Annotated in this window: 16 protein-coding genes; 10 read left to right on the forward strand and 6 right to left on the reverse strand. The window is 41.3% G+C overall.

Going from position 1 to position 14,866, the window contains the following annotated elements; all coding sequences use genetic code 11:
* Positions 1-127: 127 nt before the first annotated feature.
* From Q7A53_RS06845 to Q7A53_RS06855, 3 genes are all read right to left on the reverse strand, one after another.
* Entirely contained in the window at positions 128-538 is a 411-nt protein-coding gene (locus Q7A53_RS06845; RefSeq protein WP_411788394.1) for a YtxH domain-containing protein, read from the reverse strand.
* A gap of 190 nt (positions 539-728) precedes the next feature.
* Positions 729-1,259 carry a tryptophan transporter gene (locus Q7A53_RS06850; RefSeq protein ID WP_411788395.1) on the reverse strand — a complete coding sequence of 177 codons (531 nt, stop codon included), beginning with the start codon at positions 1,257-1,259 and terminating at the stop codon, positions 729-731.
* Between the two features lie 128 nt (positions 1,260-1,387).
* The gene (locus Q7A53_RS06855; protein WP_411788396.1) at positions 1,388-1,816 is read right to left on the reverse strand and encodes an HIT family protein; all 429 of its coding nucleotides are present in this window, start codon (positions 1,814-1,816) and stop codon (positions 1,388-1,390) included.
* Between the two features lie 152 nt (positions 1,817-1,968).
* Between Q7A53_RS06855 and Q7A53_RS06860 the strand changes: the two genes are divergently transcribed.
* From Q7A53_RS06860 to Q7A53_RS06870, 3 genes are all read left to right on the forward strand, one after another.
* Positions 1,969-2,712, forward strand: coding sequence for an ABC transporter ATP-binding protein (locus tag Q7A53_RS06860; protein ID WP_411788397.1), 744 nt, complete (start codon positions 1,969-1,971; stop codon positions 2,710-2,712).
* Entirely contained in the window at positions 2,705-3,916 is a 1,212-nt protein-coding gene (locus tag Q7A53_RS06865; protein ID WP_411788398.1) for an ABC transporter permease, read from the forward strand. The genes Q7A53_RS06860 and Q7A53_RS06865 overlap by 8 nt, the downstream gene beginning before the upstream one ends.
* Before the next feature lie 284 nt (positions 3,917-4,200).
* Positions 4,201-4,908, forward strand: a complete 708-nt coding sequence (locus Q7A53_RS06870) for an EcsC family protein (RefSeq protein WP_411788399.1) — start codon at positions 4,201-4,203, stop codon at positions 4,906-4,908.
* Here the strand turns inward: Q7A53_RS06870 and Q7A53_RS06875 are convergent.
* Both Q7A53_RS06875 and Q7A53_RS06880 read right to left on the reverse strand, forming a co-directional pair.
* Positions 4,905-6,080, reverse strand: coding sequence for a M20 metallopeptidase family protein (locus Q7A53_RS06875; RefSeq protein WP_411788400.1), 1,176 nt, complete (start codon positions 6,078-6,080; stop codon positions 4,905-4,907). The two genes, Q7A53_RS06870 and Q7A53_RS06875, sit on opposite strands and share 4 nt — an antisense overlap.
* Positions 6,081-6,360: 280 nt before the next feature.
* Positions 6,361-6,798 (reverse strand): ferritin-like domain-containing protein, encoded by a 438-nt coding sequence (locus tag Q7A53_RS06880; RefSeq protein ID WP_411788401.1) that lies wholly within the window; start codon positions 6,796-6,798, stop codon positions 6,361-6,363.
* A 188-nt stretch (positions 6,799-6,986) separates the two neighbouring features.
* Between Q7A53_RS06880 and Q7A53_RS06885 the strand changes: the two genes are divergently transcribed.
* The 6 genes from Q7A53_RS06885 (at position 6,987) to Q7A53_RS06910 (ending at position 12,019) form a co-directional block, all read left to right on the forward strand.
* Positions 6,987-8,252 (forward strand): MFS transporter, encoded by a 1,266-nt coding sequence (locus Q7A53_RS06885; protein ID WP_411788402.1) that lies wholly within the window; start codon positions 6,987-6,989, stop codon positions 8,250-8,252.
* Between the two features lie 66 nt (positions 8,253-8,318).
* On the forward strand, positions 8,319-9,107 hold the full coding sequence (liaF, locus tag Q7A53_RS06890; RefSeq protein ID WP_411788403.1) for a cell wall-active antibiotics response protein LiaF: 789 nt from the start codon (positions 8,319-8,321) through the stop codon (positions 9,105-9,107).
* A 13-nt stretch (positions 9,108-9,120) separates the two neighbouring features.
* The gene (locus Q7A53_RS06895; RefSeq protein WP_411788404.1) at positions 9,121-10,185 is read left to right on the forward strand and encodes a histidine kinase; all 1,065 of its coding nucleotides are present in this window, start codon (positions 9,121-9,123) and stop codon (positions 10,183-10,185) included.
* Positions 10,182-10,814, forward strand: a complete 633-nt coding sequence (locus Q7A53_RS06900) for a response regulator (protein WP_411788405.1) — start codon at positions 10,182-10,184, stop codon at positions 10,812-10,814. Before Q7A53_RS06895 ends, Q7A53_RS06900 begins: the two co-directional genes overlap by 4 nt.
* Before the next feature lie 303 nt (positions 10,815-11,117).
* On the forward strand, positions 11,118-11,546 hold the full coding sequence (locus tag Q7A53_RS06905) for a disulfide oxidoreductase (RefSeq protein WP_411788406.1): 429 nt from the start codon (positions 11,118-11,120) through the stop codon (positions 11,544-11,546).
* Entirely contained in the window at positions 11,543-12,019 is a 477-nt protein-coding gene (locus Q7A53_RS06910) for a thioredoxin family protein (protein ID WP_411788407.1), read from the forward strand. The genes Q7A53_RS06905 and Q7A53_RS06910 overlap by 4 nt, the downstream gene beginning before the upstream one ends.
* Positions 12,020-12,066: 47 nt before the next feature.
* On the opposite strand, the gene Q7A53_RS06915 is transcribed toward Q7A53_RS06910, so the two are convergent.
* Positions 12,067-12,573 (reverse strand): antibiotic biosynthesis monooxygenase family protein, encoded by a 507-nt coding sequence (locus tag Q7A53_RS06915; protein ID WP_411788408.1) that lies wholly within the window; start codon positions 12,571-12,573, stop codon positions 12,067-12,069.
* Positions 12,574-12,648: 75 nt separating this feature from the next.
* On the opposite strand from Q7A53_RS06915, the gene Q7A53_RS06920 reads away from it, so the two are divergent.
* Positions 12,649-14,853 (forward strand): transglycosylase domain-containing protein, encoded by a 2,205-nt coding sequence (locus Q7A53_RS06920; RefSeq protein WP_411788409.1) that lies wholly within the window; start codon positions 12,649-12,651, stop codon positions 14,851-14,853.
* Positions 14,854-14,866: the final 13 nt, after the last annotated feature.

Raw genomic sequence — 14,866 nt, forward strand, 5'->3', positions numbered from 1 at the left:
CTTAATAAGCTTAGGCAGAAACGTATGTCTTTTCTAATCCTGTTTCATGTACGGGAAAACAGGATGGAGGTATTTTATAAGAAAAAGGACCCGTATCTTTGGAAGACACGGGTCTAGATGCTGAATTTTATTGATGATTGATCACTTCATGACTTGGCTGAGTGTCATCTCCATTTGGCTGTTCAGCTTTCGCTTTTTCTTCAAGTTCTTTTAAGCTGGCTTCAATTTGTTCTAAATACTTCTGGATATTCTTCTGGTGGGGCTCAACTGTTTTCTTCCAGCTTTCTATCGAAGATTTTACATCTTCAGATAGTTCTTTAATCAACTCTGCGCCTTCTTTTGAAGTTTGTGCGATTTGGTCCTTAAGCTGTAGTCCATCTTCCTTCAAACTAAAGACCATATTCTTAAGGTTCTCGCTTTTTAAACGAGCATTTTCTCTGAAATCACGGCCTGAGGAAGGTGTATTAAACAAGGTATAGGCCGCTCCTGCGACGCCACCTACTACAATTCCTAAAACTAACGATTTTCCGTTTGGCATTATAAAAACCCCTTTCCAACCACCTAGTATTATTATTTTCTCTTAATATGTATGATTGAAACCTAAAATAAATAAAAAAGATACAGAAAACATGTCGATAGATGCAGATATTCATGAGTCTAATAAGGTCACTACATGGCTCTCCACTGTAGTGACCTTAGTCTTTCGATTCACTGTTAGTTCATTGATCTTATCGATAGCTGACGGATTGGGGTAGGCGGGCACGTTTGATAATCCCTTGAGCAATCGGATAGATGATGGCCATCAAGAAGCCATTCAGCAGTGCTGTTGGCAGAACAACGGTCATAAACATAACAGCAAAGCTGGCATGCATTAATCCGATAACAAATAATACGACACTCAAGAACACTCCGCCGCTGACCATGGTGCCAGCTGCTGTAAGAATGGACGGGGTCCATTTATCATTCATTTTTTTCTTAACCAGGAGATACAACCCAAAGAATGTCAGGGCAGTAACTGGCTTATCAATAAGGTTCGCTAGCTGTCCGCCGGGAACAGTAGTGGTCAGTGCTGAAATAATTCCCGTAGCAGCTGCAAGAACTATGACATAACGCAGACCCGGAAAAAACATGATTCCTAAAAACATCATGGCTAACATCATATCCGGCCGCATTCCAAAGAAAAAAGGCGGCATAATATAGTGCAGAACGGTACCAATTCCAATGAGTAATGAAAGCATTACTAAAATTCTTGTATTCATTTAATCATCTCTCCTCAGCTCAAACTAGTCTCAACTCTATTCTGCGTTCCTAACGTGTCCTGTCGACCGCAAGCGAGCGCATATATGGATTATAGCAAATCTTTATCTCAAAAACAAAATAGTGCAGCTTAAATGTTATTGTGGATGTTTTCTGCAATTTCCTGCAAGTCTTCAGTGGAATAATCGTCTGAATGTACCTTCCACTTTGCCTGGAATCCATCTTGTTCTCCGTAACGAGGCAGCAGGTGGATATGGAGATGGAAGACGGATTGTCCAGCTGGTTCTTCATTATTATTTAATATGTTCATGCCAGCAGGCTGGTACGTCTTCTTAATAGCGTTCGCAATTTTAGGGATACGGGCGAATAAACTTTCCGCTAATTTGTCGTCTGCTTCATAAATATTCTTCGTGTGCTGTTTAGGCACAACAAGCGTATGACCTTTTGTTACTTGACTAATATCAAGAAAGGCGTATACCTCGTTATCTTCATAAACCTTAGCGGAAGGAATTTCTCCGTTAATAATCTTGCAAAAGATACAGTCATTATGTTCTGGCATGTGCTCATCTCCTTGTAAAGTTTTGTATCATTGTATCATATTGAAGGATTAATACTCGATTAAGACCTACTTCTGTTCTTTAGTACAAGCGCTAATAAAAGTGTGATAAAATTTGTAAAGAATGTGAAGCTTATGAAACGAGGGATTCTAAAATGCAATCGTTATTACATATTGATAACCTTCATGGAGGTTATACCCATAAAAATGTCTTACATGGCATATCTTTTGACGTTTTCCCTAAAGAAATTATTGGATTAATTGGCTTAAATGGGGCCGGCAAGAGTACCACAATTAAGCATGTCATAGGAATGATGGAAGCGAAGAAAGGCAAAGTTTCCATTAATGGTACTTCGTTTGAAGAGAATCCTGAAACTTATCGCCAGCAGTTAGCTTATATCCCTGAAATGCCCATTCTTTATGATGAACTTACCCTGCATGAACATCTTAAGCTTACTGCTATGGCTTATAACATACCGGAGGCCACGTTTGAAAAGCGGCTGCCCCCTTTACTAAAGGAATTTCGAATGGAGAAGAAATTAAAATGGTTTCCAGTTCATTTTTCAAAAGGAATGCGGCAGAAGGTGATGATCATGTGTGCTTTTTTGATCGAACCAGAGCTTTATATTGTGGACGAACCTTTTGTTGGTTTAGACCCTTTAGGTATTCAGTCTTACTTGAATTTAATGGAAGAAATGAAAGAAAAAGGGGCCGGCATATTAATGTCTACTCACATATTAGCTACGGCTGAAAAATATTGTGACCGCTTTGTTATCTTACACGACGGCGTGATCAGGGCAATGGGGACACTGGCTGAATTACAGCAATCATTTAAAGCCCCTGGAGCTTCTTTGGATGAAATTTATGTACAGCTCACAAAGGAAGATCCCAATGATTAAAGCGAAGCAGTTTTGGACCCAGCGATTTTCCGACCACTTGAAAGAAACCAGCCGGTATCTTCGCTATATATTTAACGGCCATATTGCAGTAGCTATGATTTTTTTTATTTCTGCTCTTTCTTTCTATTATCAGAGGTGGCTCACAGAGCTTCCTGACTCTTTTCCGACGGCTTGGGTAGTTGGTATAGCCTTTGGCTTTATCGCAAGCTACAGCCCGGTAAGGACGTTATTAAAGGAACCTGATCTTGTGTTTCTTCTGCCAGCGGAGTACCAGCTTCAGGATTATTTTAGAAGGTGCTTATATTACAGCTTTATTATCCAGTTATATATCGTAGTTTTAATCGCTGCTGCTCTCGGTCCGCTTTATCATGCTTCTTATCCTGAGGCAGGGAAGTACTATCTAATCATGATCGGAATTGTGCTAGTCGTTAAAGTGTGGAATATGATGTCCAACTGGTGGATGCTGAAAGAAAGGAATCCCCGGACAAGATTTTTTGACCAAGTGGCTAAGTTCCTTTTGAGCTGTGCTCTTTTTTACTTTTTGACGATAGGAGAATGGGTATTTGCAAGTATCCTTACAATACTGCTTGTGGTCCTTATGCTCTACACGTATTATCTGGCACGCCAGAAAGCGGGACTGCCATGGGATCTGTTGGTGAGTAAAGACCAGGCGAGAATGAGGGCATTTTACCGGATTGCTAATATGTTTACAGATGTACCTCATCTGAAAAACACGGTAAAGAAACGTCACGGAATAGTAAAGGTGCTCTTGTCATCCGTGAACTTTCGTCAAGACCGGACGTATGATTATTTATATAGGATTACCTTTATAAGAAGCAGTGATTATCTGGGGATGTATGTGAGGCTACTAGTAATTGGGGGACTGGCAATATGGTTTGTTCCCAATTTATGGGTGAAAATCTCATTTGCCATTCTATTCTTGTACTTAACTGCATTTCAGATGATGTCTCTATGGAACCATCATCGCACGATTGCCTGGCTTGATATATATCCTTTGAAAAAAGAATGGAAACAAGCAGCGTTATTAAATTGGCTAAGGAAGCTTATGTTGTTCCAGACACTGTTGTTTGGTTTATTGTTTATCTTTCAATGGAATTTGACGGGATTGCTAGTAGTATGGATCGGAGGAGGACTATTCAGTCTGGCATTTGTCCAAGGGTATATTAAGCAAAAATTGGTATGAAGATTTAAGACTGGAGTAAGTGTATAGGGACTCCACTTTTCGCGGGACGTTCGCTGAGCCTCCTTGAGCAATGCTCTTCGGGGTCTCGCAATTCCCCTAGGAGTCTCACCGATTCCCTCCGTACATTGACCATAAAAAGATTTCGAATCCCTTCAAGAAACACGAAAATTCTGATGTCAGTTGTAAGCAAATGAACGAATGATAAAAAAGCGTAAAGGGCCACATCCCCGTTAATTGAAGGCATCCTCATGATTCTTGAAATTAAGTAAAAGGAGAAGGTAGTCGTGGATTATCAAACTCAAGTTTACAAAGAAGCTATACGGTGGAGCCGTTCTTTAGAAAAAAGGTCCTCTCTAGTGAAGCGCACATCTAAGCGAGTGCAGTCTTCAATCAATAATCGGATTCCGGACAAAGTCCATGTCATTGTAACGGAGAGTATAAGGAAAATGATAGAACTATCCTTGACCTCATCGGAATACATCCGGCCAATTTCATTGAATCCAGACTGGTCTTTTGCTCAAAAGGAGGAACTGATTAAAGAACGGTTAAATCAATACAAAAAGCTGGCCTCATGGGAGGGAGCAGGTACGGGACTTGGAGGATTCTGGCTTGGAGCAGCGGACTTTCCATTATTGTTAAGTATTAAAATGAAGTTTTTATTTGATATGGGTCAAATCTATGGACTTGATGTAAATAAATATGAGGAAAGAGTTTATCTTCTTCACCTTTTTATGCTGGCGTTCTCGAGTGATCGGGAAAGAGATCGAGTCCGGGAAATTGTTTTGAATTGGGATCAAGTTCCTTTGGAAAGAAAACAACTGGACTGGAAATCTTTGCAAATTGAATATAGAGATACGCTGGATTTAGTGAAGATTCTTCAACTTGTACCGGGAATCGGTGCTTTTGTAGGTTACGTAGCAAATGGCCGGCTGCTTTCCCAATTAGGGGAAACGGCAATGAATGGCTGCCGTCTCCGTCTGCTGTCCCATTAGTTATTAGCTTCCTGATAATTAAGATAAGCTTGGATAAGCGTTTTGGCCGCGTGAGGCAGAGCTCTTTCATCAAAATCAAACTTCGGATGGTGATGAGGATAATTATGGTCTGGTAACTGAGCCCCTGTAAAATAAAATGCGCCGGGTTTCTCGAGCAAATAATAAGCGAAATCTTCTGCTGCCATGGCGGGGGCTGTTTCTCTGGTTGTTAGTCCGGGGTCAGCCTGATCAGCATGGTTAAGAATGATTTCCGCTTCTTTCTTATGATTAACCACAGGAGGATATCCCTTATCATAGTCAAATTTATAATCAGCGCCGCTTGCATGACATGTCCCCTGAATGATTTTATCCATTTCTTCTAAGATGTCCTTCTGCACCGTTTCATCGAAAGTCCGGACTGTTCCGGTAAGTTTAGCAGTGTCCGCAATGACATTAAATGCCCTTCCAGCTTGCAATTCTCCTATCGTAAGCACAGCAGTACTTAATGGATCGACTCTCCTGCTTACTACTTGCTGTAAGGAAGTAACTAGTTGTGATGCAATAACAATGGCATCTTTCGTTAAATGAGGCTGTGCTCCGTGTCCCCCTTTACCCTGAATCGTAATTTCAAATTTGTCAGCTCCCGCCATAAAGGCTCCTTTAGAGGTCTCAATCGTCCCAAAGGGTGTACTAGCCCATAGATGAGTGCCAAAAACTGCATCAACCTGGTCTAAAGCCCCGTCTTCAATCATCGCTTTGGCACCGCCTGGGGGCATTTCTTCTGCATGTTGGTGGATGAATACTAGGGCACCGGGAAGTTGGTCTTGAAAAGGAAGTACAGCTTCGGCAAGTCCTAATAAAGCAGCAGTATGACCATCGTGTCCACAAGCATGCATAACACCTTCACGTTGAGACTTGTACGCTACATCGTTTTCTTCTTGGATAGGCAAGGCGTCAAAATCCGCACGCAGAGCGACCGTTTTACCAGGTCTGCCGCCTTCAAGAGTCGCAACTATTCCATTGCCGCCTACTTGTGTTTGATAAGAGATGCCCAGTCGTTTATATGTATCTGCAATAAAATTGGCTGTTTCAGTTTCTTGAAAGGAAAGCTCAGGATGCTGGTGTAAAAACCTCCGAGTCTGAACCATTTTTTCATAGTGTTCATCTATTGCTTGAAATAAATTATCCCACATAAATTTTTTCCCCCTCTATACTCCACAATATATCAGAGCATTCTGAAAAATAAAAGTCAAAAGCGAAACCGACCTGGGAGGCCCGACAAGCATAAATCAAGCGGCGGAGTGGATCGCTCTTTATCCACGCAGGCGATTGACTTATGACTCGAGGGGCTGGGCGGCCAATACAAAATAAAGAGAACTAGTAAATGAAATAAAACCCGGACCATCAGAATCGGTGGTCCGGGTTTTATTAATCAGTAAATTCATTTATTTAGGTTTTGTTAAAGGTTTTCGATTAAGAATGTAAGCGGGAATCTTGTAATAGACGATCGATTTCTTCCATATGACCCGTTTCGTCTGAAATTAAATCATCAAGCTTAACAGAAAGCTCAGTTAGATTTAATTCCTCCGCTTGCTGCTTGCGTTCTTCATAGCGTTTAATGGTATCATATTCTGCATTTCTTGCTTCTTGCAGCATGTCTTTTACATCTTTAAATTGTTTGACCTCAGCAGGCGTCGTAGTTGGAGTTCCGCCAAGAGTGCTGATCTTTTCAGCTAAGTAAAGCGCGTGCCCCTGTTCGTCTTCCACTTCACTTTCAAAGAAAGGCTTTAATACAGAGCGGTACAGTCCAGAAACGACCGCGGCGTTATATGTGTACATAATAGATGCAGAATACTCGTTAGCTAAATCTTCGTTCAGTCCGTCAATTAGTGCTTTCATTTTTTCATCCATAAAACTACATCCTTTCATAAGTAAGTATTGTACCTTAATCAATATTCCCGGATCTAGTTCCTTTAAACGTACACGACAGACAAGATGTACCTGAAATTCTGAAAAAATCAGCCTCAAGACGGAGAAGAGGACCAACTGGCGCTCGTTACAATGATTACTAGATTTTCTTATAGTAAGAGTAAGAACTAATGGGGAGCGCGATTACGATGAGGAATGCAGAGCAGACAGGGATGATTTCTTCAGAAAATACGAGTGTATTTAAAAATCGGAATTTTTTATTCTTATTTACAGGGGCGTTTTTTTCTGCTCCAGGTTATTATGTTTATCTTATTGGTGTAGAGTGGCTGATGCTTTCAATCACTGGCAATCGTTCGTTATTCGGATTTTTATTTCTAGCAGCTTCTGTTCCAAGACTGTTGTTTATGACTACCGGAGGAATTATTGCTGATCGATTTAATAAACGAACGATCCTTTTCCTTTCAGATTTATCAAGAGCCTGCTTGGTAGGGGTCATTCTCATATTAGTGATGAACAATCAGATTGCTCCTTGGCACCTTATAACATTCGCGGCATTATTTGGGGTGAGTGATGCGTTCAGTCATCCAGCTGTGAATTCTTTGACTTCCACTATCTTGGAAGGGGAGCAATTACAAAAGGGAAATGCACTTATCCAAATGACCAATCAAATCAGCCCGATTTTAGGCCCGCTTGCAGGGGGAAGCTTTATTTATCTGGTTGGCTTCAAAGGGGTGTTTATGCTGGCGGGTGCTATGCTGCTGCTTTCCTCGCTCACCGTCTTTCAAATACGAGTGAATAAAACGAAAGAAAGACTAAACAATATCGGGGCTTGGTCCGAATTTAAAGAAGGCATCGCCTATGTTAGAAACCATAATTTTCTTGCATCCGTCATGGTAATGGCTCTCTTCTTGAATTTTTTTGTAACTGGTCCGCTAAGTATCGGAATCCCCCTCATGGTTAAAGATGTATTCCATGCAGATGCTTTGGGGTTAACCACTTTAGAAGTATCATTAGGTGGAGGGGCTCTTTTCGGTTCCATCTTATTAGCCTCAATTGGAGCGATAAAGAAACCCGGCTATCTTATGCTGGCAAGTATTACGTTATTTGGCGGATTATATGCAATAAGCGGTTTAGGTATTGGGCTTTATATCAATGCTGGATTGTTTCTGTGTATTGGATTTTTGCTTCAATTTGTTAATGTTCCATTAATAACTATGGTCCAGCAAACAACCGACCAGGCGATGATTGGCAGGGTGCTCAGTTTATTAATGACAGTATCTACAGGACTGGTACCCATTTCTTATCTGGTCACCTCAAGCTTAATTGCTGCCGGTATAAGTATTCAGTTCATTACCATTACTGGTGGATTAGTAGTGGCTGTTATAGCTCTTCTTTACTTTAAAAATCAGAAAATTTTAAGCTTCTCCTACGAATAAATAAAAGGAGTAGGAAGGCGATCAATAGAATAACAACTATAGAAGGATGGATAAAGGGTGATTAAAATGAGGCATAGACTGGGCAATTATTTATTAGCATTAGGTCTAGTAGCGGTGGGGGTACTCCTGCTTCTAGCTAATGTAGGCATTATTTCCCTGGAAATGAATTTCAGCTGGGAAAATATTTATCCTGTTTTGCTAGCGGGGGCAGGGATAAAACTGTGGGCTGATCATTTGAGTGGAAGAGGGGGATCATGGGTATGGGGGTCTTTCTTGACGGTGCTGGGAGTATTGTTAATTTTAGATCGTTTACAAGTTCTTACTTTCACTCTTGGCGATGTGTTAAAGCTCTGGCCGTTACTATTTATTTATATTGGTTTTCATTTATTTTTTCAGGGGGGAAAGACGAAGAGACGGTTAGAGATTCACTATGATTCGGAAGGAAAAGAAGATCCATTTAAAAAAAATAAAAGGAAGCAGTCAGCCGCGAAATCAAATAAGATGTTCATCGGAAGTCAGCAATATAAGCAGGACAATTGGAAAGTCGAACCTATGGATCTATGGAATGGAATTGGGGATTACCAATTTGATTTCACCAAAGCTTTTATTCCCGATAAGGATACACCGATCACGGTAAGAGGCTGGATCGGAGATGTGAAAATGATCATTCCAAAAAATGTGCCATTTCGAGTGGAAGCCAAAATGCGCACAGGGGATATCAAAGTGGTGAATGAGAGTACGAACGGACTTCAGCGCCAATTGACTTATGAAACGGAAGATTACGAACAAGCAGCTAGACGGCTGAGTTTATACATCGAGTTTAGTGTGGGTTCAATTCGTATTGATCAAGTGTAAGGGGATGGAGTGAATGCTGAAACAATTAAATAGTATCCGGTATATGTACATTCGTTCGCATCTCTATGGGCTCACTTTAAATATTTTTATTTTACTTGCTGTGTTTTTATCGATTTACGTTTGGTTTCAGCCGCAATGGCTTACGGCTGGAGCCATCCTTTTCTTTATTCTTATTTATGTAGTGATAGGTTTTGTCATGGCTTTGTATGCAGGATTCCGGTCAAGCGGGGACTTAAAAAAGCGAATCGATTATATTTCTACCATGATCACTCAATTTTCGCTAGGTGAATTATCATCTAGAATTTATTTTAGTGAAAATGATGAAATAGCCGACCTTGGAGACGAGCTGAATGGCCTTGGGGAAAAGCTGGATCAGCAAAGAAAGTCACTATTAAAGCTTGCCAATGAAAAAAGTGATTTAGCCAGGAGTGCTCATAAAGCAGCGACCATTGAAGAACGTCAACGTCTGGCCAGAGATCTTCATGATGCGGTGAGTCAGCAGCTATTTGCTCTATCGATGATGGCACAAGCCTGTGAGCGGTCGTTTGATCAGAATCAATCACAAGCGAAAGAACAGCTTCACGAAATTACACAAATGGCTCTTCAGGCACAAACAGAAATGAGGGCCCTGCTCCTCCATTTACGACCCGTCCATTTATCGGGAGACACGTTGTCAGAAGGAATAATTAAACTTATTGAAGAATTGAAACAAAAATGTAAGCTCGAATTTAAGCTGGATATTCAAAACGTACAAGGGCTGCCGCAAAGTACGGAAGAACAAGTATTCCGCGTGGTCCAGGAGGCTCTTTCTAATATCCTCCGGCACGCGAATGCAGGTGAAGCTTCCATTGAAATGGTTCCCTATCAGGGAGAAGTATTCTTGCACATTAGTGATAATGGAACTGGATTTCAAATTGAAGAGAAAAAATCTAATAAAACGTCTTATGGATTGAAAACAATGCGAGAGCGATGCGAAGAAATTGGAGGAGATTTCAAAATCCGCTCCAGAGTGGGAGAGGGTACTTACATTGAGATGCGTATTCCGATGCAAACTCAACTAGAGGAGGGTGGCCCATGATTCGGGTAGTAGTGGTAGATGACCATGATGTCGTTCGAAAAGGAGTTATTGCTTATTTAAATACGGAAAAAGATTTAGAGATAGTTGGGGAAGCATCGAGTGGTTTTGAAGGAACAGAACTAGTTAAGAAACTAAAGCCGGATGTCGTTTTGATGGACCTGATCATGGAAAACGGTACAGGAATCGAAGCTACTAAGGAAATTATGAATACAGAGACATGCAAGATTATTATCTTAACGAGCTATTATGATGACGAAAAAGTATTTCCTGCGCTTGAAGCAGGAGCATTCAGTTACATGCTGAAAACATCGTCTGCCGATGAAATTGCTCAAGCAATTAAAAAAGCTGCCCGAGGAGAAAACGTCATAGAGCCCAAAGTGGCGACTAAACTAATGACTAGATTCCAAAATCCTGATAAGAAGCTTCATGATGAGCTTACGAAGCGGGAACTCGAAGTGCTTATGTGTATCGGGGAAGGGATGACCAACCAGGAGATTAGCGAGTCACTCTATATAGGAATCAAGACGGTAAAGACTCATGTGAGTAGTATTTTGAGCAAGCTTAATGTACAAGATCGAACGCAGGCAGCTGTTTATGCTCACCGCAACCAATTAGTAAGAAAGCCTTGAATAAAACACTGTAGCGTGCATTTTAGCAAGGTTCATTCTGCCGGTGCTGCTTATAGGCCGGTATTATTTTTTTATTCGCAAGTGGGATGGTGGATCGGCCATCTAAAAATAATTCACGGAAGTGGTTTAGAGGGAGATCTCCAAAAAATGCCCTAATGAAAATTCACCAGTGCTTTTCATTAAATAAGAACGTTCACATTTGTGACAGTTTGGTTACATCATTCGAATTTCTATAGCAAGTATTTGTTTTCCCTTTCATACCTAGTATAATAGCATTGGGAGAGGTTGAAAGGAACGTGAGACATGAAATCTGCGAATGAAAATTTACTATTTTTAATGTGGGCAGCCGCCCTTATAGCAACACTTGGAAGTTTGTTTTTTTCTCAGGTACTAGGCTATACCCCGTGTGAACTATGCTGGTATCAAAGGATTTTAATGTATCCGCTGGTGATTATTCACGGTTCAGCTTTATTAAAGAAGAATTTGAATATGGCTTTCCCTGGATTGATCTTAAGCGGTATCGGAATGCTGGTTTCAATCTATCATTATTTAATTCAAAAGATTCCTGCGTTGGAATCAGCGGGAGAATCATGCGGGATTGTTCCTTGTAACGGAGAGTATATAAACGTATTTGGATTTATTACGATTCCCTTTTTAGCAGGCACAGCATTTATCATTATTTTCATTAGTCATTTGAACCTGCTGATGAAGCAAAGGAGTAACGTTTCATGAAAAAAAACATGTTAATTTTTGGAGGAGGCCTAGTACTTCTCCTAGTGATCTTAGCGGTAGTCGTCAATTATCAAGGATCAAAGAAATCAGAAGGCAATCCATATGGGAAGAATAATTTAAAGCAATCGACTATTGACCTGCTGGATGATCCACTCTACCAAAATATTATTCAGCCGGATGATCTAGAGAAACAAATCAAATCAGGCGAGTCTACTACCGTTTATTTCTTTAGTCCTGAATGCTCGCATTGTAAGCGCACGACTCCTATAGTTGTGCCTCTCGCTAAGGATATGGGAGTAGATTTATTAAAAATGAATGTGCTCGAATTTCAAAGTCAGTGGCAAAAGTATAAGATTGAAGGGACTCCAACCATAATCCACTTTGAAGATGGGGAAGAAACGGCGAGGATTGTAGGAGAGAACCCCGAATCTGCTTATAAGGATTTCTTTCAAAAACAAGCAGGTAAAGATTAAATCATGGAAAAAAAGTGAGCGGCCACTGGCTGCTCACTTTTGCTGTGTTATTCTTCTAGTTGAGTCATGTGATACTTTGTAATGTAGGCGGGACCATCAATAAAGGAAGGTTTCTTTGTATGTTTAGGTCCGGAATTCTTATGGGCTTCATCGAATGATTGAGAGTTTTTCCAGTCCTCAAAATCCTGTGCATTACGCCATTGGGTGAGAACAATATACGTGTTTCCTTTCAGCGGTCGTAATATACGGATCGCTTGGAAGCCCTCTCTGTTTTCCACTTGCCCGGCCCTGTTTTTAAAGCGATCTTCGAAAACCGGACGACCTTCATAAGAAACGGGAATATTATTCATCACGACGTAACCGGTCTCTAAAAGGCTTCCAGTGGCATCAACTACTTCAAAGTTTCTGCCTTCTTCAAAAATAGATAGGTCTTCACCTTCATAATAGGCAACTGTTTTATCGTGGTCCTGCATAAATAACAGGCCGGCATCCGGGTGCTGCTGAGCTAGTTTTGCTAAGTAGTTCGCGGTACCATTTGTCATAGATACTTTCATACGGTTAGCTCCTTTCCTTCATTATTTTCAGTTTAGCAATATGAATGGAGTCGTAGCAAGTTAAAAGAGGACCTCATGAGGATTTTAGAAAGGGTGCATGTGCTGTTGAACATTAAAGACCAACTGCCGGATTTCCCCCGTTGGATCCGCCGGTTTAAATGGCCTGTCATGATAGTTACAGGCTCGTTATTATTAGCTCTCTTAGGTTATTTTATTATTATTTTCGGCGGAAGAGTTGTCGTGGACGATAAAAAACTGGTATTCGATTCCTTATCCACCGTGGAAACAAAGGATGGCCAAGTAATCGAGGAAATATACTCAAAGCATCGTCAGGTCGTACCTTTATCCGATATCCCGAAGCCTGTACAGAATGCTTTCGTTGCTATTGAAGACAGCCGCTTTTATCAACATGCCGGCATTGATGTCCAGTCGATCGGCAGAGCGATTTTTCGCGATGTAGCGGCAAGGAAGAAAGTAGAGGGCGGGAGTACCATCACTCAGCAATTAGTGAAAAATGTGTACTTAACGAATGATAAAACTTATATGAGAAAAACAAAAGAAGTCATGGGGGCCATTTATTTAGAACGCAATTATTCGAAAGATGAATTGTTAGAACTGTATTTGAACCAAATTTATTTTGGAGACGGAGTGTACGGGATTGGAGCGGCTGCCCGTCATTATTTTAATAAAGATGTCTCCGAATTATCGACTGCGCAGGGTGCCCTGCTCGCGGGACTTCCCAAAGCCCCTAACCATTATTCCCCATTTGATCATCCCCAAGAAGCGAAGCGGAGACGTGATCTCGTCCTTTCACGCATGGAAGATTTGGGAATGATCAAAGTGAACAAAATGCTCAGGATGCAAGGGACAACACTTGCTGTAAGTAAAACTAAGCAAAAAGAAGAGACGTGGTCGAATAGTTATGTAGACTTAGTGATTCAAGAAGCTGCCGATCGCTATAACCTCTCGCGTGATGAATTAAAACGAGGGGGTTATCGAATTGTTGCAGAGATGGACCCAGACATTCAAAGGATTGCTGCCAAGCAAATGAAAAATGGCGAGTTCGTCCCAGGTTCAAAAAAGCAAGTAGAAGGGGCTTTAACGATGATGGATACCTCAAGCGGAGCTATTGTGGCAGCGGTAGGCGGCAGGAATTTCAACCACGGTGACCTTAACAGAGTAATGACCAAGCATCAGCCCGGGTCTACCATTAAACCACTTGCTGTATATGGTCCGGCATTATCAGGTCCTCGTTTTGTTCCTTATTCGTTACTTGTAGATGAACCTAATAATTATGGAGATTATCAACCACGGAACTATGATGACCAGTATAACGGAGCTGTGTCTTTGTATGAGGCACTAGTTGAATCCAAGAATGCACCAGCTGTATGGCTGCTGGATCAGATCGGTATCTCTAACTCCAAGGAGTACTTAAAGAACCTTGGTTTGGAAACCAGCGACAAGGGACTTGCTATCGCACTGGGAGGGCTAAGCAAGGGATATTCCACCCTGCAGATGACTGATGCCTATGGCAGTTTAGCAAACAACGGAAAAGTAATGGACAGCTTTACTATTCAGCGAATTATCGATCGAAATGGCAAAGTAATCGAGAGGCATACCGCTTCTGCGACACAAGTCTTTAATAAACAAGCGGCATGGGATTTGACAGAAATGCTGCAAACTACTGTTGAAGCAGGAACAGCTAAACCAGGGAGTTATTCGAAAGCCTTAGCCGGCAAGACTGGAACACAGCAGCACCCCACTGTAAAAGGGAAGAATAAAGATGTGTGGTTTGCGGGATACACGCCGGAATATGCTGGATCTCTTTGGATGGGCTATGATCAAGCAGGCAAAGATTATTACTTGAATGGCGGAAGTGAATATCCAACTAAACTCATGAAGTCAATTTTGACGGAAATCGATCAGAGAAAGAATTTGAAATCTGAGTTCCCTGTACCTGAAGGAGTAAAGTCGCTGCCTAAGCCTGTCCATCTGCCCGAAATCAAAGATTTAACAAGCCAGCTCTCCTTTGGCGGGATTTCTCTATTAAAGGGAGAACTGGAGTGGACCCCGGCCGGAGACAATCGTATCATTTACCGCATTTATCGTGTGGAAGATGGAGATGATGTTAACATAGGAGAAGTGAAGGGAAAAGGAACATACACCGTGACTGGATTTAATGTATTTAAGCAGAGAAATTATTACGTCGTTCCTGTTGATCCGCTCACCGGCAGAGAGGGAGACCCATCGAATCAAGTTTCTATACAATTCAAGCTGTGAATAAAAGCACAAT

The sequence above is a fragment of the Halobacillus rhizosphaerae genome, from assembly GCF_046719735.1.
In the GTDB taxonomy this organism is placed as follows: Bacteria; Bacillota; Bacilli; order Bacillales; family Halobacillaceae; genus Halobacillus_B; species Halobacillus_B rhizosphaerae.

Coding starts and splice junctions, on each gene's coding strand:
- Q7A53_RS06845 (WP_411788394.1), bottom strand. CDS start 538: ATGCCAAACGGAAAATCGTTAGTTTTAGGAATTGTAGTAGGTGGCGTC.
- Q7A53_RS06850 (WP_411788395.1), bottom strand. CDS start 1,259: ATGAATACAAGAATTTTAGTAATGCTTTCATTACTCATTGGAATTGGT.
- Q7A53_RS06855 (WP_411788396.1), bottom strand. CDS start 1,816: ATGCCAGAACATAATGACTGTATCTTTTGCAAGATTATTAACGGAGAA.
- Q7A53_RS06860 (WP_411788397.1), top strand. CDS start 1,969: ATGCAATCGTTATTACATATTGATAACCTTCATGGAGGTTATACCCAT.
- Q7A53_RS06865 (WP_411788398.1), top strand. CDS start 2,705: ATGATTAAAGCGAAGCAGTTTTGGACCCAGCGATTTTCCGACCACTTG.
- Q7A53_RS06875 (WP_411788400.1), bottom strand. CDS start 6,080: ATGTGGGATAATTTATTTCAAGCAATAGATGAACACTATGAAAAAATG.
- Q7A53_RS06880 (WP_411788401.1), bottom strand. CDS start 6,798: ATGGATGAAAAAATGAAAGCACTAATTGACGGACTGAACGAAGATTTA.
- Q7A53_RS06885 (WP_411788402.1), top strand. CDS start 6,987: ATGGGGAGCGCGATTACGATGAGGAATGCAGAGCAGACAGGGATGATT.
- liaF (WP_411788403.1), top strand. CDS start 8,319: ATGAGGCATAGACTGGGCAATTATTTATTAGCATTAGGTCTAGTAGCG.
- Q7A53_RS06895 (WP_411788404.1), top strand. CDS start 9,121: ATGCTGAAACAATTAAATAGTATCCGGTATATGTACATTCGTTCGCAT.
- Q7A53_RS06900 (WP_411788405.1), top strand. CDS start 10,182: ATGATTCGGGTAGTAGTGGTAGATGACCATGATGTCGTTCGAAAAGGA.
- Q7A53_RS06905 (WP_411788406.1), top strand. CDS start 11,118: ATGAAATCTGCGAATGAAAATTTACTATTTTTAATGTGGGCAGCCGCC.
- Q7A53_RS06910 (WP_411788407.1), top strand. CDS start 11,543: ATGAAAAAAAACATGTTAATTTTTGGAGGAGGCCTAGTACTTCTCCTA.
- Q7A53_RS06915 (WP_411788408.1), bottom strand. CDS start 12,573: ATGAAAGTATCTATGACAAATGGTACCGCGAACTACTTAGCAAAACTA.
- Q7A53_RS06920 (WP_411788409.1), top strand. CDS start 12,649: ATGAGGATTTTAGAAAGGGTGCATGTGCTGTTGAACATTAAAGACCAA.